15 protein-coding genes and 1 pseudogene are annotated in these 18,871 nt (G+C 49.4%); 4 read left to right on the top strand and 12 right to left on the bottom strand.

Features of this window, described 5'->3' with window-relative positions; genetic code table 11:
• Positions 1-609 precede the first annotated feature (609 nt).
• From ACO0K8_RS14200 to ACO0K8_RS14185, 4 genes are all read right to left on the bottom strand, one after another.
• Positions 610-2,205 carry a DHA2 family efflux MFS transporter permease subunit gene (locus ACO0K8_RS14200; RefSeq protein WP_422947304.1) on the bottom strand — a complete coding sequence of 532 codons (1,596 nt, stop codon included), beginning with the start codon at positions 2,203-2,205 and terminating at the stop codon, positions 610-612.
• Between the two features lie 22 nt (positions 2,206-2,227).
• Positions 2,228-3,436, bottom strand: a complete 1,209-nt coding sequence (locus ACO0K8_RS14195; RefSeq protein ID WP_422947303.1) for an HlyD family efflux transporter periplasmic adaptor subunit — start codon at positions 3,434-3,436, stop codon at positions 2,228-2,230.
• A gap of 72 nt (positions 3,437-3,508) precedes the next feature.
• Positions 3,509-4,930 carry an efflux transporter outer membrane subunit gene (locus tag ACO0K8_RS14190; protein WP_422947302.1) on the bottom strand — a complete coding sequence of 474 codons (1,422 nt, stop codon included), beginning with the start codon at positions 4,928-4,930 and terminating at the stop codon, positions 3,509-3,511.
• 131 nt (positions 4,931-5,061) lie between these two features.
• Positions 5,062-5,598, bottom strand: coding sequence for a MarR family winged helix-turn-helix transcriptional regulator (locus ACO0K8_RS14185; protein ID WP_422947301.1), 537 nt, complete (start codon positions 5,596-5,598; stop codon positions 5,062-5,064).
• A gap of 773 nt (positions 5,599-6,371) precedes the next feature.
• On the opposite strand from ACO0K8_RS14185, the gene ACO0K8_RS14180 reads away from it, so the two are divergent.
• Positions 6,372-8,117 (top strand): methyl-accepting chemotaxis protein, encoded by a 1,746-nt coding sequence (locus tag ACO0K8_RS14180; RefSeq protein ID WP_422947300.1) that lies wholly within the window; start codon positions 6,372-6,374, stop codon positions 8,115-8,117.
• Positions 8,118-8,258: 141 nt separating this feature from the next.
• On the opposite strand, the gene ACO0K8_RS14175 is transcribed toward ACO0K8_RS14180, so the two are convergent.
• The 8 genes from ACO0K8_RS14175 to ACO0K8_RS14140 all read right to left on the bottom strand — a co-directional run bounded on the left by ACO0K8_RS14175 (position 8,259) and on the right by ACO0K8_RS14140 (position 15,308).
• The gene (locus tag ACO0K8_RS14175) at positions 8,259-8,474 is read right to left on the bottom strand and encodes a TOBE domain-containing protein (protein ID WP_422947299.1); all 216 of its coding nucleotides are present in this window, start codon (positions 8,472-8,474) and stop codon (positions 8,259-8,261) included.
• Between the two features lie 128 nt (positions 8,475-8,602).
• Positions 8,603-9,511: an ATP-binding cassette domain-containing protein gene (locus tag ACO0K8_RS14170; RefSeq protein ID WP_422947298.1), complete on the bottom strand. Its 909-nt coding sequence runs from the start codon at positions 9,509-9,511 to the stop codon at positions 8,603-8,605.
• On the bottom strand, positions 9,508-10,389 hold the full coding sequence (gene ssuC / locus ACO0K8_RS14165; RefSeq protein WP_422947297.1) for an aliphatic sulfonate ABC transporter permease SsuC: 882 nt from the start codon (positions 10,387-10,389) through the stop codon (positions 9,508-9,510). Before ssuC ends, ACO0K8_RS14170 begins: the two co-directional genes overlap by 4 nt.
• Positions 10,390-10,403: 14 nt before the next feature.
• A complete protein-coding gene (gene ssuD, locus ACO0K8_RS14160) occupies positions 10,404-11,543 on the bottom strand; it encodes an FMNH2-dependent alkanesulfonate monooxygenase (RefSeq protein ID WP_422947317.1) in 1,140 nt (379 codons plus the stop codon).
• Positions 11,544-11,568: 25 nt separating this feature from the next.
• Positions 11,569-12,555 carry an aliphatic sulfonate ABC transporter substrate-binding protein gene (locus ACO0K8_RS14155; protein WP_422947296.1) on the bottom strand — a complete coding sequence of 329 codons (987 nt, stop codon included), beginning with the start codon at positions 12,553-12,555 and terminating at the stop codon, positions 11,569-11,571.
• 9 nt (positions 12,556-12,564) lie between these two features.
• Positions 12,565-13,563 (bottom strand): sulfonate ABC transporter substrate-binding protein, encoded by a 999-nt coding sequence (locus ACO0K8_RS14150; protein WP_422947295.1) that lies wholly within the window; start codon positions 13,561-13,563, stop codon positions 12,565-12,567.
• A gap of 103 nt (positions 13,564-13,666) precedes the next feature.
• Positions 13,667-14,245 (bottom strand): NADPH-dependent FMN reductase, encoded by a 579-nt coding sequence (gene ssuE / locus ACO0K8_RS14145; protein ID WP_422947294.1) that lies wholly within the window; start codon positions 14,243-14,245, stop codon positions 13,667-13,669.
• A gap of 43 nt (positions 14,246-14,288) precedes the next feature.
• Positions 14,289-15,308 (bottom strand): sulfate ABC transporter substrate-binding protein, encoded by a 1,020-nt coding sequence (locus ACO0K8_RS14140; protein ID WP_422947293.1) that lies wholly within the window; start codon positions 15,306-15,308, stop codon positions 14,289-14,291.
• A gap of 145 nt (positions 15,309-15,453) precedes the next feature.
• On the opposite strand from ACO0K8_RS14140, the pseudogene ACO0K8_RS14135 reads away from it, so the two are divergent.
• From ACO0K8_RS14135 to ACO0K8_RS14125, 3 genes and pseudogenes are all read left to right on the top strand, one after another.
• Positions 15,454-15,828: pseudogene (locus tag ACO0K8_RS14135) on the top strand (ATP-binding cassette domain-containing protein); the annotation flags it as partial.
• A 661-nt stretch (positions 15,829-16,489) separates the two neighbouring features.
• Positions 16,490-17,788: a tyrosine-type recombinase/integrase gene (locus ACO0K8_RS14130; RefSeq protein ID WP_422947292.1), complete on the top strand. Its 1,299-nt coding sequence runs from the start codon at positions 16,490-16,492 to the stop codon at positions 17,786-17,788.
• Positions 17,789-17,888: 100 nt separating this feature from the next.
• A complete protein-coding gene (locus ACO0K8_RS14125) occupies positions 17,889-18,860 on the top strand; it encodes a hypothetical protein (RefSeq protein WP_422947291.1) in 972 nt (323 codons plus the stop codon).
• Positions 18,861-18,871: the final 11 nt, after the last annotated feature.

Below are 18,871 nucleotides of genomic sequence, written 5' to 3'. Positions count from 1 at the left end.
GTTTAACTAACTACCGAAGTAATTAGCCGCGCTCTTTATCAAGTGCCCACATTTATTGACTGTTAATTGTTAAAGATCACTATTCTGTATTTTTCGCTTCACTATCGATTTGCACCGACTGCGTTGCGTTTCTGCCAGATTGCTACAAAGCGTTTTGTTTGTAAGCAGCAGAGAGATGAGATTATGCGGCATTTCCTTCTGCTCGTCAACCCCTTGTTTTACTAGCGCTTGAATTTACTGTAGTTCTCAATTCAAACCAGGGACTGCTTCGCCTGCCTTACTTTCTTCATTTCGCCCCGCTCTTCAGCGGGAGGCGAACTATAGCAAAGCTTGCTCTGGATTGGCAAGCTTATTTGCGATCCAATTAGAATTAGTTACCCGCGAGACCAAACTTACGGGTATTTTTTGTTACGATGACTTCGACCAAGTGGCAGCAGCAGATCACCTCCGTCATCACCGCTACGCATGCTTAATAGCAAATCCTTACTAACCTCGCTAGGCAATTGCAGCGCCCTAAACCTAACGCTGAATCTGAAGTAAGCAAGTATGCCTTAGCTTACAGCTACAACTGATCGACAACGACAAAATCGCGGAGAATTGCACGGCAGGTCAATGCGCACCACCCGCATCGCCCCCTGCGCCGCCCCCTTTTACAGGGCGGGCCAGCCAAACTATGCCAAGCAAAAGGATAAAGACAATTGAAGAGGCGAAAAAAATATCATTCGCCGACATCATGTAAGCCTGCTGATCAATGCTGCGATTTATCTGTGCCAGCGCTTGCTGCATGCTTAAGCCTGATGCTTGCATACTATCAAGCGTTTGAGTGGCGGTCATATTAGCCAAATTAATATTTTCCGACAAATGCGCATGATGCATAGCCGCACGACTCTCCCACAAAGTGGTCGCGATGGAAGTGCCGAAAGCTCCGGCGGTGATGCGGGCAAAATTGGATAAACCAGACGCCGCCGGAATCTTATCCGGTGTCAAGCCAGACAAAGTCAAAGACACCAGTGGGACAAAGAAGAACGCCATCGCGACACCCTGAATGACCGTGGGAATGAGTATCGTCGCTATATCTGCTTGCACATTAAATCGCGAACGCATCCACAGCACCAGCGCAAACACGATAAATGAGACGGAGGCAAGAAGACGTGGATCAACCTTCCCTATATTTTTCCCGACCAAGGGCGACAATAAGATTGCCATCACGCCCACCGGTGCCAGCACAATGCCCGCCTGAGTAGCGGTATATCCCATGTATTGCTGCAACCAAAGCGGCAGCAACACCACATTACCAAAGAAGACCCCATATGCGAGCGACAATGAGACCGTACCGGTCCAGAAATTACGGCTCCTGAATAAATGCAGATCAACCACAGGATGCTCGTCGGTCAACTCCCACCCGATAAAGAAAGCAAAGCCGACTACAGCGACGATAGCCAGCGCGATGATTTCGCCAGATTCAAACCAGTCAAGCTCCTTACCCTTGTCCATCATGATTTGCATAGCACCGACCCACACGACCAACAAGAACAAACCAACTTTATCAATCGGCAGCTTGTGAATAATAGAATCGCGCTCCTTATAAAGGCTCCAGGTGATGCCGATAGAAATAATGCCGACAGGTACATTGATATAAAAAATCCAGGCCCATGAAATATGATCAGTAATCCAGCCCCCCAGCAAAGGACCCATCACCGGTGCGACCATCGTGGTCATCGCCCACAGAGCTAATGCATGACCCGCTTTAGCCTTAGGATAACTAGACAACAGCAAGGCCTGCGACAATGGAATAATCGGCCCGGCAACCGCCCCCTGCAATACCCGAAACGCGATTAGCGATTCTATATTCGGAGCAAAACCGCACAACCAGGATGCGATTACGAACAGCAGGATACTGATCACGAACAAACGTACCTGACCAAATCTTTGGGTCAACCAACCAGTGAGTGGAATTGAGATCGCATTGGCTACTGCAAATGAGGTGATCACCCAAGTACCCTGGGCAGGACTCACTCCCAAATCACCAGAAATTGCGGGGATGGAGACGTTAGCGATCGATGAATCCAGCACTATCATGAAGGTAGCCAATGCCAGAGCAAATGTGCCCCAGATTAAAGCGCTACCAGTGAGAGGAGTATGGTGTACATGCCGCATCGCCGGTTTAGGCGAGTTGGCGGCATCGTGAGAAATAGCCTGGGACATGGTGAGTCAGTGCCAATCAGGGTTAGTGAGATTTGCCAGAATGCGATGCTAAATTACTGGCAATAATTTTTTTTATCTCGACATCGGCCTCTTTGTTTTTTGGCAAAAATACTTCTGCTGCATTGTCGCTTTTGATCGTATCAGCCAAAGCTTTGCCGCTCTGATCTGCCACCTCAACATCGACCTCCATCGACAAGCCTATCCGCAAGGGATGGGCAGCCAAGTCCTTGGGATCCAACTTAATACGTACCGGCACGCGCTGCACCACTTTGATCCAGTTGCCGGTCGCATTTTGCGCTGGTAACAAGGCAAAGGCGGCGCCGGTCCCCATTCCTAGCCCCTCGATAGTGCCGTGATAACTGACTTTATTCCCGTACATATCGGCTTGCAGATGAACAGGCTGGCCGATGCGCATAGTACGCAATTGCACTTCCTTGAAATTAGCATCGACCCAGAGTTGATCCATAGGCACGATCGCCATCATCGGCGCACCGGCTTGTATGCGCTGCCCCAATTGAATACTGCGTCTCGCCACATAACCGGTCACCGGAGAAACCAGATCGGTGCGCTGCAAGTTAACGTAGGCTTCGCGGAATCTGGCCGCCGCACGTTGTACATTCGGATGCTGCTCTATGCTGACGCCATCAGTAAGCGTTTTATTCGAGTTTAATTGTTCGCGCGCGGCGAGCGCACCTGCATGCGCCGCGGATTGAGCACTTTGAGCAGTCACCAAGTTGGCCTTGGCGTGTTGTAGTTCTTCATTAGAAACCGCACCGGTACCAATCAAGGATTGGCGGCGCGCAAGATCGTCACGGGTACGTGCCAGCTCATTGTCGGCCCTTGCAATGTCTGACTCACGCAAGATCACGTTAGCGGTGAAGGTGTCATTGTTCGCGTACAGGTTACGCACTTCCCTGACAGCTTGTGCCAACTGCGCGCTGGCCTGCTCTAACACTACTTGCGCGTCAGTCGCGTCCAGTTTGACAAGACTCTGTCCAGCGCGAACAAAATCAGTATCCTGTACGGCAATTGAAGTGACGGTACCTGAAATTTGAGGGGTAATCTGCACGACATTTCCCTGAACATAGGCGTTATCCGTCGTTTCGTGTTTGCCGTGACTGACAAACCAATACGCACCGTAGCCGATCGCGGCAACGGCAAATATGCCGGTCAGTGACAACATTATCAATTTGCGATTGCCATTTTTACTGTTTGTGGTTTGAGTATTCATCATGTTTTCTGTTCTGTCCTAGCCTAGATCGACGTGCGACGGCTTATGGCGATAATTTATATGTTTGAGCTTTTACAAAGTGTCTGCGCTAAGCGGTGCACCAAAACCGCCACCTAAGGCACGATTAAGATTGACACTCAAATCCAATGCCCTGGCCTTGAGTTCAATCGCAGACTTACGTTGCTGCAACACCGCGCTTTGGGCGTTAAGCGTGCTTAATTTACTCACCATTCCGGCACGCTCACGCTGCTGCTCCAATTGGTAGCTAGACTCGACAGACTGCTGCAAGGCTACTTGCTGCTTCTGCTGCAGCGCCAATGACCGCAATGCAGCAACTTGATCGGCAACGTCATGCACCGCCTCAAGTAAAGTCAGGTTATAACTTTCCAGCGCGGCGTCATAGTCCGCTGTTTTACCGCGCAAATTCGAACGCAAGCGACCACCATCAAAAATCGGCAAGCTGAGTGCTGGTCCAATGCCATAATCCCGACTACTGCCATCAAACCAATGACTCAATCCAAGACTAGAAAACCCTACAAACGCCGTCAGGTTAACGTTGGGGTAGAACTCTGCTTTAGCGACCTCAATTTGCTTACTTACCACCATAACGCGCGAGCGGGCGGCAGCAATATCCGCACGACGACCGATTAAATCAGCCGGTATTGCATCGGGCAAACTACTAGTGACTATTACAGGCAGGCTCGCGGTCAATTCACTGGTAGAACCCTGGCCGCTACCAGTCAAGGCAGCCAAGACATTGCGCATAAGAGCAATATGCTCTTCCTGCCTAATAGTCTCGGCGCGAATCGCGGGAATACTCGCTTCCGCCTGATTCAATTCGAACTGACTGTCCATGCCAGCAGCGACACGTTGCGAGATCAAGCTCAGCAATAGCTCATGCTGCGCCAGCATCGTTTGTAAATTCCCCTTCTGCTCTAAGGCCCCAGCCATACTAAAATAGCTCTTGGCGACACTGGCGGCAATCAACAGCCTGGCCGACTTCAGTTCTGCCTGCGCCGCGCTTTCGGAGCTCAAGGCCGCATCGAGGGCTGCGCGGTTTTTACCCCAAAAATCGATTTCATAACTGGCGTTGAGCATGAAAGAATTGCTAGAGTTGGTTGCACCTGCAAATGGAGGCGGGATTAAACCATTCTCGGTAAAACGCTCGCGTATCGACTGTATGCCAAGCCCCAGCTGAGCAGATTCAAGCGATCTTGCGTTGGCACTTAGTGCAGCAACTTGCGCCAACCTGGCTTGAGCAAGCTTGATCCCCGGATTATTCGCCAGCGCCTGAGCAATCAACGTTGAAAGGACTGGATCTTTATACGCACGCCACCACTGCTCATCCGGCCACTGCATTGGTGTCGATGAAAGTGACAAATCGGTCGCGGATTTACTCTGGGACTGGGGCTCGATGCCGCTGAAATTGGCGCAAGCTGCCAACATCGCGGACGCGACCACAGAAGCGAGGCGGGACAAACGGGTAGATTTCATATTAATTCCGTAAATAATCGTCTCAGCACATAGCTGCGTAGTCGGTAATTGCCTAGGCAATCAATTAAATAAAAAAGTACATGCATTTTTAATCAATAAAATAATGAATCAGGAATAAATGGATAGAAAAACTACAACGACAGTCCGTTACTTATCATCTGTTGCAATAAGCGTTTTAAGGTTTCAAACTCATCGTTTGAAAATCCACGCAGATGGTGATTGATGGCCGCGCACAAACCAGTTGGGATTTGCGCACAAATACCTAGTCCCTCTTCGGTTAACTCCAGATGCACCACTCTACGGTCTTGCTCGCAACGTTTACGCACCAGCAAATCTTTGGCCTGCAGCCGGTCTAGCATACGTGTCACCGCGCCGGTATCCATGTTCATCTCTTTTGCCAGCACTGCCGCCGTTTCACCTTTACCCTGCGAGATCAACCAAAGTGGTCGCCATTGCATCGCAGTTAAACCATGCACTTGCATTTCCACATCTATCGTTTTCAGCATTGAAAGATGCAAGGTTTTAACTAGGTAGCCTATGGTTTCTTCAGGCTTACAATTTCCAGGAAAATAAAATTCACCAGAAGACAAATGCTCAGCCAGATCCGCGACTGACACCTCCCCATTGCGGGAATCGGGTACGGGGATGATTTTCTGAGTATTTGCCATACGCAAGAATATAGCTGCCTACGCAGCTATTGTCAAGGCAGCCTATATGAATTTAGTTTTTTACAGAATGTCTTGCTTAAGACTCTTTGTCTGAGAAGAAAAAGCAAACATGGAAGAGGTAAGTTTAGTTGGATTTATACTGGCCGTCAGCAAGGAGCTCGCCGACATAAATACCACCAAAACAACTTACTATAATCAGGATTAGAAGCAATTGGAAAACGTTCCTCCAAAAATTGAAATTTGATTGACGAAAAAAACAAAAGACTTGCAAAAAAAATTTTAATCCTTTGCTTTACAACGAATTACCTAACTCTAAGGATAGGTATTGAAAATTTTACCGGCATTCTTTTGTGTGTCAAAAAGCAGGAATAACTTGCGGAGTACCTTGCACTCTCTTCATTGGGTTAGACCTGCATTGCTATCCTCAGATAAACGCCCAGAAGCGAAAAACATTCCTAATTGGCGCTCTTACACTGTTGGCGGCCGCGCTAATGCACTTGACCGCCTGAATCAAATTCAACTGACTACGACAAAAGTTATCACGCAAGTTGCCGGGCAGCTTTCATCATTAAGGGACTAGGTAATACCTCATGATACAGGTCGCTACTGGCCTCATATCGAATTCTAAAGGCCAAGTGTTGTTGAAATCGGAAACGTATCACAGGTCTTTTTCAATGTGCGTCCACAAATAGTATATTCTTTACGTGAGTTCTTCTCATCGCGCCTAATTGCGACGGTCATTTATTGTTTAGCTTTTATTGGAAGGTTTTCCCATGAAACAGTTTTACAACCTCAAAATTTCCGCAAAATTATTTGTGGGCTTTATCCTTCTGCTCACGCTCACTGGTTTTCTTGGTGGGTTTTCAATTTATCAACTATCACGCGTGAATACCACGGCCTATGATCTGGGTACGAATTGGATGCCATCCATCAACGCAGCGATGGGGATTAAAGAAAGGATTTCGCGTCTGCGCACTCAGGAAATGCAGATAGTTTTATCGGCCGGAGATAGTGCGGCACTGGATAAATATCAAAAACGCTGGAGTGACTACGTTGCTGAACTAAAAAAATATGAAGAAACTTATGCCAAGCTGATCACTGAGCCAGAAGAGAAAATATTGTATGCGGAATATCTAAAACTCTGGGATCTATATGTGATTGAAGCCGGAAAATTAACCGAGCAGGCGCGTGCCAATGATATGGACGCAGCACGTAAAACATTGCGCGGCGACTCTTCTAAGCTAAATGCCGAAATGCTCATCAGAGCCGACAAAATTGTGAAGATAAATTCAGACGGCGGGGTAGCGGCATATCAATTGGGTGAAAAAATTTACGCCAATTCCCGCGCCCTGATCATCGCCGTTTTGTTAGGTAGCATCGCGCTGGGTTTGACTCTGGCATATTTTATAGCGCGCGTTGTTTCCCGTCCTTTGCAAGAAGCGGTACGGGTGGCGAAAACTGTGGCTTCTGGCGATCTGACCAGTCAGATTGAGGTAAAAACCACGGATGAAACTGGCGAACTGCTGCAGGCGCTCAAGGAAATGAATAGCAGTCTATTATCGGTAGTCGGAGAAGTGCGTAGCGGCACGGATCTGATCGCGACAGCATCCAAACAGATTGCCGTTGGCAATATGGATTTGTCGTCCCGCACCGAGACTCAGGCCAGTTCGTTAGAAGAAACTGCCTCGTCCATGGAAGAAATTACCTCCACCATCAAACATAACAGCGACAATGCCAGGCAGGCGAATCAATTGGTGCAGTCGGCTTCCGAAGTTGCACAAAAGGGTGGCGCCGTGGTATCGCAAGTGGTGAGCACCATGGGTTCCATCAATAACTCTTCCAAGAAAATCGTCGATATCATTGCGGTCATCGATGGCATTGCCTTTCAAACCAATATCCTGGCCTTAAATGCGGCAGTAGAAGCGGCGCGCGCCGGTGAACAGGGCCGTGGCTTTGCCGTCGTGGCATCCGAGGTGCGCAATCTGGCGCAACGTTCTGCCAGTGCCGCCAAAGAAATTAAGGAGCTGATCAACGACTCTGTGGATAAAGTCGATCAGGGCACCAAGCTGGTCGATCAGGCGGGCAGCACCATGTTAGAAGTGGTGGCCAGCGTTAAACGCGTTAGCGACATCATCAGCGAAATTACCGCAGCGGGACTGGAGCAAAGTGCCGGCATAGATCAGATCAATATCGCCATCACCCAGATGGATCAGGTAACACAGCAAAATGCGGCGCTGGTTGAAGAAGCCGCCGCTGCCGCCGCTTCTATGCAGGATCAGGCTAGCAATTTGAGTCGTGTGGTGAGTGTATTTAAATTGGATCTGAACGAAGCCGCAAAAAGCCAGATCGATAAGCCCATGAGTGTGCATGCGTCGCCCAAGATTCAAGCCGCAAAAAAAGGCGTGACCAAAGCACCTGTAAGTAAGCGAAGTGTGACGCCAGCGCTAGCAAAGCCAGCAACGGTAAAAGCTAAGCAAACTACACAAGGCGCACAAGCTGACGACTGGGAAGAATTTTAGACATTTCTTGTGACTGCTGTCGCCACGCGGAATACGGCATAGCTCAACAAAAAGCGGCATTCGACAAATAGTTCGAATGCCGCTTTTTTTAGTACTTATTTTTTGCGTGATCGACCTTTTCCACAGCAGCCTCTGACGCCCTTAAAGCTTGGCAATGGAGACTTCCGTCGCCTTCACCAGCGCGACCACTTCGGTGCCGACGACCAGACCCAGATCGCGGATGGAGCGGGTTGTGATGACCGAGGTGACAATGCCGGCTGGCGTTTCTACATCGACTTCCGAGACTACCGGTCCTTCGATGATTTCCTTGATTTTTCCGCGGAATTGATTGCGTACATTGATGGCTTGAATGGTCATGGTGATTTCCTTTGTATAGAGCGTGCGGGGATATACTCCCCTATAAATATTAAAAAATGTGCCAATTACGCACGAATGTAAAGCGCTAATGAAAAATACTGGGTGGTGTATATGGTTTTAAGAAAAAGTTAGATCGCCCAGGAAACCTGACTCACTGTGCGTAATAGTGAGACATCACCGAGTTCGCTATCGAGTGCTACCGCTGGATGATTGAGTACCCGCGACAATATCTTTGCTTCCAACTCGGCAAATGCCAGATTGCCGCGAACGCGCGGCCTTGGCAGATCAACCGTTTGATCCAGCGTAATCTGGCCGTCTTCGATCAGTATCACGCGATCGGCCAGCGCCACGGCCTCCTGCACATCATGGGTTACCAGCAGCGCCGTAAAGCCGCGCTGTTGCCACAGGCTTTCGATCAGGTTTTGCATCTCTATGCGCGTCAATGCATCGAGCGCGCCCAGTGGTTCGTCCAGTAGCAACAGAGCTGGCTCGTGGACCAAAGCTCTGGCCAGTGCAACGCGCTGACGCTGTCCGCCGGAGAGCACTGATGGCCAGTCGCTGGAACGATCGTACAGCGCGACCTTGTCCAACACTGCAGCGGCTGCTTGTTTGCCATTTTTCAATCCCAATGCGACGTTGTTCAAGACGTTTTTCCACGGAAGTAATCGTGAATCCTGAAACATCACACGAATTTCTGGTCGGCCAGACGCATCGTCAAATTGCACGCCACCGCTGTCAGCTTGCTCCAGACCTGCAACCAGACGCAACAGCGTACTTTTGCCGCAACCGCTACGTCCGATCACGACGATAAATTCGCCCGCCTTCACTTGCAAATTGAGCGACTTGATTACCTGACGGCCTTGATACGATTTTTGCAGCATGCGTATCTCGAACGCGCTTCCCTGGCTTGGCCGCTTGGCAGGCAAAGCCGGCTCTGGCCATTCATCCTCGGTATTCCAACTAGGGCTGAGCAGGTCTCTTAACGCAGCAATCTCAGCCACGGCAGCACTTGGATAAAGACTATTTAAACGATTCATACTGACCTCTTTTGATAGCCCGGATGCCAGCGCAACCAGTAATGTTCCAGCGCACGTGAAAGCACGTCGGCCAACTTACCCAACAAGGCGTACAGCAAGATCCCGACCAACACCACATCGGTTTGCAGAAATTCACGGGCATTCATCGTCATGTAACCGATACCGGCTTGCGCTGATATGGTTTCTGCGACGATCAGCAACACCCACACCAGTCCCAGCGAGAAGCGCACACCGACCAGTATCGATGGCAAGGCACCAGGCAGTATCACATCGCGATACAAGGCCCAACCTGACAGGCCGTAACTTTGCGCCATCTCGATCAAGCCCTTATCGACTGAACGGATGCCGTGAAAGGTGTTCAGATACACGGGAAAAAACACGCCGACCGAGACCAGAAACAGCTTGGCAGTCTCATCAATACCAAACCACAAAATCACCAGCGGGATCAGTGCCAGTGCCGGAATATTCCTGATCATTTGCAGCGTCGTGTCGAGCAGGGTTTCTGCTAGCCGGAAGCTGCCCGTCAACAAGCCCAGTAGCAAACCTAGGCCACCGCCGACCGCGAAGCCTGATATGGCGCGCCACAAGCTAGTCTTGGCATGGAGCCAGATTTCGCCAGAGACGGTCAAGGTCCAAAATGCCTTGGCCACGGCCAGCGGTTCCGGCAGTATCCGGCTGGACAACCAACCTAGCTGCGCGGCGATTTGCCAGAACAGTATCAGTGCCAGAGGTACCGCCCACGGTGCCAGCCGGTACAGCAGATCATGCAAGGGCTGGTGTAGATTCGATGCGCGCCTTCCGACGTCGCTCGCTGCCAGCACATTGAACGTGCTGGCATTGCCGGATTTTTCTACAAATGGAGTGATGAACTGACTCATGTTAGTCACCTCGCCTAGGCGGCCTTAGGCACGACACTATTGGCGATGATTTCGCCAAACGGACCGGTCAGGCTGCTAGTCACGGCCGGATTGCCTTTGCCAAGCAAAGGAAACACCAGCTCGGAAAAACGATACGACTCTTCCAAATGCGGATAGCCCGAGAAGATGAAGGTTTCTATCCCCAAATCGGCATATTCTTTGATGCGTGCCACCACGGTTTCCGGATCGCCGACCAGCGCTGTTCCTGCTCCGCCGCGTACCAGGCCAACACCGGCCCAGAGATTAGGCGACACTTCCAGCTTGTCACGTTTGCCGCCGTGTAAAGCAGTCATTCTTTGCTGGCCGACAGAATCCATCTTGGCAAAGGATTTCTGTGCACGAGCAATCACATCATCGTCCACATACTTGATCAGGTCTTCGGCCGCCTGCCACGCCTGTTCATTGGTCTCGCGCACGATCACATGCAGGCGTATGCCGAAGCGCAGGGTACGGCCATGTTTTGCCGCACGGGCACGCATGTCGGCAATCTTGACCGCTACCGCTGCCGGTGGTTCGCCCCAGGTCAGGTACACATCAACCTGTTCTGCTGCCAGCTCATGCGCTGGCTCCGAGGAACCACCGAAATACAGCGGAGGATGCGGTTGCTGAACCGGCGGATACAGCGTTTTCGCTCCTTTCACTTGCAGATGCTTACCTTCAAAGTCAAAGCCGGCATCGCCGCCCTCCCCCGCCAATGAAGCACGCCAGACACGCAGAAATTCATCGGTTATTTCATAGCGCTTTTCATGATCGGCAAACACGCCGTCCGCTTCCAGTTCAGCTTGATCTCCACCAGTGACGATATTGACCAACAGGCGTCCGTTGGACAAACGATCAAAGGTGGAAGCCATACGTACCGCCAAACCAGGGCTGCTCAGTCCCGGGCGAATAGCGACCAAAAACTTCAGATTGCGCGTCGCCCCTATCAGGCTCGACGCAACCACCCAGGCGTCTTCGCAAGAGCGTCCCGTCGGCAGCAAGACACCATCAAATCCTTGGGTATCGGCAGCCACCGCCACTTGGCGCAGATAGTCGTAATTAATCGCCCTTGCGCCCTGACTGGTACCTAGATATCGGCTATCGCCATGGGTAGGAATGAACCAAAATATTTGCAGACTCATGATATGACCTTTATATTTTTTAAAGCTTGCTGCCAGGCGGTAACCAGACGGCGTCTTTGATATTGACGGGTTTAGGGATTAGCTTCTGCTGATAAAAATTGTCGGCCACGCGTTGCTGTTCATCGACGATGTTTTGCGTCAGATACACCACTGGCGAGCGTGGGCGGCGTTCCAGAAAAGCGGCAATCGTGGGCTTATCCAAACCCGTGCTGGCGGCAATTTCCGCGATTGCCTCAGCGCGATTTTTCTGTACGAAGTTGTCGCTCTTGGTCAGCTCTTCAAACAAGAGCTGTATCACTTTCGGGTACTTGTCGGCAAAACTGCGGTTCGATAAATAGTGCGACAAATTGTTCACCAGGCCTTTGCCGGTCACCAAGATCCGGGGCTTGGCACTTTGTTCGACTGCAGCCCAATAAGGGTCCCAGATTGCCCAGGCATCCACGCTGTCACGCTCAAACGCGGCGCGCGCATCGGCCGGAGCCAGATAGATAGGCGTGATATCGGACCATTGCAAACCGGCTTGCTGAACAGCACGCAAGACATGGTAATGCGCGCTGGAGCCCTTCTGAAACGCGACTTTCTTACCCTTCAGATCGGCTAATGTCTTGATGCTGGAATCAGGCTTTACGAGAATTGCGCTGACGCCTGGCTTAGCCGGCTCGGCGCCCACATACACCAGATTGCTACCTGCAGATTGTGCAAATATCGGCGGCGGCTCGCCAGTGGTGGCGAAGTCGACGCTACCGACCGACAAAGCTTCCAACATTTGTGGTCCAGCGGTAAATTCAAACCAGCTAATTTTCACGCCTTTCAATTGCTGCTCCAGCGCCTGACGTTGTTTTAACAATGTCAGGTTGACGGAGCTCTTTTGAAATCCGATGCGAATTTCTTTGGGTGCGTCATTGACTGCAATTGCTGCTGTTGCCAGCGCTGGCAACAATATTGTCACGGCGCTCAACAGCCATAGAATTTTCCGACGAAAAGTTATTAGGGTTTGCGTATTCATGGCAGGACCTTAAAACTTGATGCCGACGACCGCATCCCTGATATTGATTTTCTTAGGAATCAATTTTAGATCTGCGAAGGTATCCGCGATATTTTGCTGCTCTTTGATAACCTGTTCACTCAATGGTCTGACACCGAACGAGAAACGATTGGTAGAGATGTCAACGATAGCCGGCTCCAGACCGATCTGAGCAGACAAAATCGCTGTCACCTCCTTCAAATTTTTGCCACCCCATTCATCGATCTTGACCAATTCTTCCAGCACAATGCGCAGCACTTCTGGTTTTTTTTGCGTATATGCTCGAGAGGCCAGGTAGAACTGATGATTACTGACGATGCCTTTGCCATCGACTAGCACGCGTGCACCCAGCTGTTTTTCTGCCGCGGCCTGGAACGGATCCCAAATCACCCAAGCATCGACGCTGCCACGCTCGAAGGCAGCGCGTGCATCAGCTGGCGGCAAAAAGACAACATTGACGTCCTTGTAAGCGATGCCGGCTTTTTCTAGCACCTTGACCAGCAGGTAATGTACGTTGGAGCCCTTGTTGAGGGCAATTTTCTTGCCCTTCAAATCAGCCGCAGTTTTCAATGTCGAATTCTTCGGCACCAGTATCGCTTCGGCGGATGGTGCAGGCGGCTCATTGCCGACATACACCAGATCGGCACCAGCGGCCTGGGCAAAAATCGGTGGTGCTTCGCCGGTGGTGCCAAAATCTATGCTGCCGACATTCAAGCCTTCCAACAGCACAGGGCCAGCGGGGAATTCTGTCCACTTCACCTCTACGCCCAAGGCTGCCAGACGCTTATCGAGCGCTCCTGTGCCTTTTAACAAGGTCAGCGTGCCGTATTTTTGATAGCCGATCCGCAAACTGGAATTCAGACTGCCCTTTGTTAGCAACGTAGTTTGTGCGTAAGCAGAAGAAATACTGCCAGTCAGGGTCATTGCCGTCAGCGCCGACAACCAGCCTAGGGTGCGACGTTTTGATGTGTGTTTTTGATCTTTACTCATGCTTGGCCTCGAAATTTTTGGAAAAGCAGTCCCCCTGCCGTGAATACGCGGCTAAGTCGACTACTGAAAATTGGTTTTTTTATTGGCTAGAATTACGTCATCTTTATGCACTACAGTGATCCGGCATTGCAGCAACTAGCAGTTCAGATTCGCGCAAAGGGATTAGACGCGCAGCCAAATGGTTAACTCCGTCTTGCAGGCGCTTTAGAATAGTCGGATCGATGCGCAAGCCAAGCTGTTCCGTCCATTCCACTTGCGCATCGGTGGCGTACACACTAGTGAGCACATGCTCGGCATCGAGCGCCGCCAGCACTGGCCGCAATGCATAATCGAGCGCCAGCAGATGCGACTGACTCCCCCCAGTTGCCAGTGGCAAGACCAATTTTCCACGCAAGCCATCCTGCGGCAAGATATCCAGAAACGTTTTCAGCAGACCGCTATAGGCGGCCTTATAGATAGGAGTAGCAATCACGATCGCCTTGGCTTGCGCCAGTTTGTGCTTCGCAGCGACCAGTTCCGGGTGAGAGAAGTCTGCGTGCAGCAAAGCTTGCGCAGGCAAATCTTTGACGTTTAAACTCACCGTGTGGTAGCCCAACTCCTTCAATTTATCGCCGACATAATAAAGCAATCGACTTGAGCGAGATGGTGTTGACGGGCTTCCGGATAGCAGCAGTATGCTCATGATTGTTCGTCCTAAAGCGTGATTGAATGTCTGAACGGCTGCTTTATCTTAGTTCCTTACCCGGTTGATAAATCTGATCAAACACACCGCCATCAGCGAAGTGATCTTTCTGCGCCTTGGTCCATCCACCAAACGACTCATCGATATTAAACAACTTGATTTTGGCAAACTGAGCCGCGTATTTCTTCTGTGCCTTGTCAGTAGTCGGACGATAGTAATTCTTGCCTATAATTTCTTGCGCCTCGTCGGAATACAGGTAATTCAGGTAGGCTTCAGCCACTTTGCGTGTGCCGTGTTTGTCGACGACTTTATCGACCACAGCCACTGGTGGTTCCGCCAGAATACTGATAGACGGTGTCACGATCTCGACCTTATCGGCACCAAATTCCTTGATCGCCAGATAGGCTTCGTTTTCCCAGGTCAAGAGCACGTCACCAATACCGCGTTCTGCAAAGGTCACCGTTGATCCGCGTGCGCCCGAATCGAGTACTGGCACATTCTTGAATACCCTCTGCACATAGTCTTTTGCCGTAGCCTGTGTCCCACCTTTTTGATTTAAGGCATAACCCCACGCTGCCAGATACGACCAACGTGCACCACCCGAAGTTTTAGGGTTTGCCGTGATCACGGACACGCCAGGCTTAGAAATATCCCCCCAATCCTTAATTCCTTTTGGATTTCCCTTACGTACCAGGAACACGATGGTAGAGGTGTAAGGAGACGCATTGTGCTGCAAGCGCTTTTGCCATGCCTTATCGAGCAAACCTTTCTCTGCAATCGCATCAGTATCATAAGCCAGCGCCAGTGTCACCACATCGGCATCGAGACCATCAATCACAGCACGGGCCTGCTTACCAGAACCACCATGTGATTGCTTGATGGTGACGTTGTCACCGCTCTTGGCTTTCCATTGTTTAGCAAATGCCTGATTTACATCCTGATATAACTCGCGTGTCGGATCGTAAGATACATTGAGCAAGGTAATGTCAGCAGCGTGGACTATGCCGCCCACGGTACCGATGACAGCGATAGATGCGGCGAGAAGGAGTTTCTTGATTGTCATAAGGGTTTCCATTAAAAATTAAATTGATTTCTAAGGGTTATAGATTAAATCGACGATCGAAAAACAAGAACGAATCATTTAATCGTTAGATATTCGTTTTTCACCTATGTCTCGCATTGGATCTATTTGAGCAGGTTGCATGGGGCATAAAGCGCAGTCTTACCCATCGCCACTATCGGGCGGACAACAGCAACGCGTCGCAATTGCAAGAGCTCTGGCAATGCAACCGCCGATGATGTTGTTTGACGAACCCGCCAGTGCGCTTGATCCGGAGATGGTCGGAGAGGTGTTACTTGTAATGCGAGATCTGGCGCGCGACGGCATGACCATCGTCTGCGTCACACTTGAGACGGGCTTTGCGCGCGAAGTGGCGGATCGCGTGCTTTTCATGGATCAGGGGCAATTGCAAGAACGCGCCACACCGGATGATTTTTTCAATCGGCCAAAGCATCCTCGTATGCAAAAATTTCTCTCGGATACGGTAACAATATATCCAGAACGATGCCTTGCACATCATTAAATGGGACGCGAATAGCCTCCCATTCTTCGCACCACAATCACCGAGCAATAGACCTGCAACGAACACTGAGATTTTTAGTTTTTGGCGCGTATGCAGACAGTTGTACAGAAGAAGTGGATGGACAACAATCTGGACTCGACTAATGAAATACTGCGAAGAAAAAGAAAAAAATGAAAGGTGTAAGTTTTGTTCAATTTACACTTACCGACATGCGCCCAGCGACAGTAAGTGATCGAAAGGAAAGTGGTGAGTTAAATATCATCAATGCAAATCGACATGCAGTTGAGTAAATGATTCATCAGGCATACAACCGTCGTACGATTAAACGCGCTAAAGCGACTAAGTCGAGAACACGTTGAAAAATCATCTTCCGAAAAAACAAAAGGCTTACAAGTTTAAACTTGTAAGCCTTTGATTTGCAACGAATTCGGTGGGGTGGACGATGGGGCTCGAACCCACGACAACAGGAATCACAATCCTGAAAAATTCACATTACCAAACATTTCCAATTGTAGCGATACCTCTTGAAACCCGCATGGATTCTGCGTTTGGCACAGAATTACAAAAATTTAGTATTACCTTATATTCCTCTTTGTTGCTATTATTTGCCTACATGGTGCCTACATGACGCCTACACAATACCAACGAGAAACGAAAGAGTATGAGCAAAGAAAATTTTACAATAAAGCTTGTCGACAGTTTTAAATGCGCTGAAGGCAAGCAACAATCAATATTATGGGATGGAAAAACTCCAGGTTTGGGATTACGCGCAACAGAAGCAAATGCAAAATCCTACATTTTCGAATCACGCCTGCATGGTCGAACAATAAGAATAACAATCGGCGATCTCAAGACATGGCCGATCAGTAAGGCGCAAGGCGAGGCTACTAAATTGAAATCCCTGGTCGATCAGGGGATCGACCCACGGCAACAAAAAATCGAACAGCGTATCAAAGCTGATGCGACTCGTGTCGAAACAGAACGGCAACTGGTCACGCTGGGTGACATTTGGCCGCGCTATATTGAATCACGTCGTCACAAATGGAGTGAATGGCATATCCGTGATCATGAAAACGTTGCTCGTCGTGGGGGCGAGAAAAAAATTAGAGGCAAGGGATTAACTGAACCTGGGCCGCTCGCCTCATTGTTAGATATTCGCTTATGTGACATGAACGGCAAGCGACTCGGTGGATGGCTCGCATTAGAATCCTCGAACCGACCAACGCAAGCCAGTTTAGCGTTTCGACTTTTATCTGTATTTGTTAACTGGTGCGATTCTCAATCTGAACTAGCTGGATTGGTACCGCCGGGAGCTTGTAAAACTCAGCATGTACGAGATGAAGTGCCAAACAAAAATACCAAAGAGGGAGATAGTTTACAACGCGAACAGCTTGCGCCATGGTTTAAGGCGGTGCGAGAAATGGAAAACAGTATTCAATCTGCCTACCTACAAATTCTTCTTATAACAGGCGCACGCCGGCGCGAATTGGTCGCATTGCGCTGGGAAGACGTGGATTTTCAATGGAAGAGTCTCACCATTCGCGACAAAGTTGAAGGTGAACGCACGATTCCTTTAACCCCCTACGTCGCTACTATCCTAGAATTACTTCCACGAAGGAATGAGTGGGTGTTTTCTAGTCCTGCCGCAGCAAATGGACAACTCACAGAGCCTACTCCGGGACATAAGCGTGCACTTGTCGCTGCTGGATTGCCTGATCTTACCTTGCACGGACTACGCAGATCCTTTGGCACCCTTGCGGAATGGTGTGAAGTGCCGGCAGGCGTAACAGCACAAATTATGGGCCACAAACCCAGTGCCATCGCTGAGAAACATTATCGCCGTCGCCCACTCGACCTCTTGCGTCAGTGGCACGAAAAAATTGAGCTATGGTTCTTAGAACAGGCCGGTTTCGATTTTGCACCATCCAAAGCATGTCTGAAAATCGAACTCAGCAAATAAAAAATATCTTTACACCTTGAAAAATAAATTTACAAAATAATTGTTACGTATTGATGCAGACAACATCCATAGTAGTAAAAGCTCTCATAAAGAATGCAAAATGTATCTATCCGATTCGAACACTTTAAGCGAAGCAGCTGAATGGCTTACCGAAAACAAATATGAACCATGGACTTGGAGGAACGTCATTGAAAAATATGCGGAAATGCATTCAGCGACTATCAATGTCGTCATTCCGTGTGGCGCCAGGCTTACCAAACTTTCACCGGGTGAAGTTATGGAAATTGATTTTCTCGATCCTTGTCTGCTCGAAGTATGCAATGTAGAGAGTTTTTTGGAAGATATTTTATTGGGAAATAACCTGGAAAATGCATGTGCCCGCCCACTCGCACTTGTTTCTTCGGACGGCAGTTTGCGGTACCACTCAGTTGCACCGATTCGTGCTTCAGCAATTCGCCTTAATAAAATGGCGATTTTGCGTTTGGCAGATCTTCCACCATTGGATCCATTTAGATTCCTGGTGAATGATATGACAATTGGCCTGCAAGACAATTTAGCCAAACTAGTAAGGAACCATAAGAAAAATGTAGAGACGCCGCCCGGTGAAGTTCTCGAAGAAACGCTTATCTCGTCACAAGTATCGATAGAAATTAGACCAACAGACGGCGAGGTACCTATCCCATTGCAACCGTCCCCCGTTACAGCCCTCAAAGAAATAGATACCTCGTCAAAAGCATTGAATATCGTACCAAAAGGTGGCGATACACTTACTCCATTGGTCTGGAAAATTTGCAACGACCTATATAACGATGGAACTAGACATACAACAGTTCCAGTAATGAGGAAATTGAAGATTTTGGCTGACTCTGACAACAAGGAAGCGAAATACCCTCTCCTATCATCGATCGCTGGTGGAGTAAAATACGACGATGGGCTAGGAGATGAACAAGAATTAAATGCCAAACAGTTGCGTGAACGCATAAAAGAATGGAAAAAAGGAGTTAAAAAAGAATTAAAAACTCGCCATACTAACCAGCTAAATGTCGACCTGCTTTATAGAATAGGTGACTAATAGGTGGCTAA

The organism is Undibacterium sp. Ren11W (genome assembly GCF_049340485.1).
Classification (GTDB): Bacteria; Pseudomonadota; Gammaproteobacteria; order Burkholderiales; family Burkholderiaceae_D; genus Undibacterium.
Note: the sequence above shows the minus strand (reverse complement) of the source record. Positions and strands in the feature narration are given on the sequence as shown.

Coding starts and splice junctions, on each gene's coding strand:
- ACO0K8_RS14170 (WP_422947298.1), bottom strand. CDS start 9,511: ATGAATCGTTTAAATAGTCTTTATCCAAGTGCTGCCGTGGCTGAGATT.
- ACO0K8_RS14190 (WP_422947302.1), bottom strand. CDS start 4,930: ATGAAATCTACCCGTTTGTCCCGCCTCGCTTCTGTGGTCGCGTCCGCG.
- ACO0K8_RS14150 (WP_422947295.1), bottom strand. CDS start 13,563: ATGAGTAAAGATCAAAAACACACATCAAAACGTCGCACCCTAGGCTGG.
- ACO0K8_RS14125 (WP_422947291.1), top strand. CDS start 17,889: ATGTATCTATCCGATTCGAACACTTTAAGCGAAGCAGCTGAATGGCTT.
- ACO0K8_RS14180 (WP_422947300.1), top strand. CDS start 6,372: ATGAAACAGTTTTACAACCTCAAAATTTCCGCAAAATTATTTGTGGGC.
- ACO0K8_RS14200 (WP_422947304.1), bottom strand. CDS start 2,205: ATGTCCCAGGCTATTTCTCACGATGCCGCCAACTCGCCTAAACCGGCG.
- ACO0K8_RS14130 (WP_422947292.1), top strand. CDS start 16,490: ATGAGCAAAGAAAATTTTACAATAAAGCTTGTCGACAGTTTTAAATGC.
- ACO0K8_RS14195 (WP_422947303.1), bottom strand. CDS start 3,436: ATGAATACTCAAACCACAAACAGTAAAAATGGCAATCGCAAATTGATA.
- ACO0K8_RS14140 (WP_422947293.1), bottom strand. CDS start 15,308: ATGACAATCAAGAAACTCCTTCTCGCCGCATCTATCGCTGTCATCGGT.
- ACO0K8_RS14175 (WP_422947299.1), bottom strand. CDS start 8,474: ATGACCATTCAAGCCATCAATGTACGCAATCAATTCCGCGGAAAAATC.
- ssuE (WP_422947294.1), bottom strand. CDS start 14,245: ATGAGCATACTGCTGCTATCCGGAAGCCCGTCAACACCATCTCGCTCA.
- ACO0K8_RS14155 (WP_422947296.1), bottom strand. CDS start 12,555: ATGAATACGCAAACCCTAATAACTTTTCGTCGGAAAATTCTATGGCTG.
- ssuC (WP_422947297.1), bottom strand. CDS start 10,389: ATGAGTCAGTTCATCACTCCATTTGTAGAAAAATCCGGCAATGCCAGC.
- ACO0K8_RS14185 (WP_422947301.1), bottom strand. CDS start 5,598: ATGGCAAATACTCAGAAAATCATCCCCGTACCCGATTCCCGCAATGGG.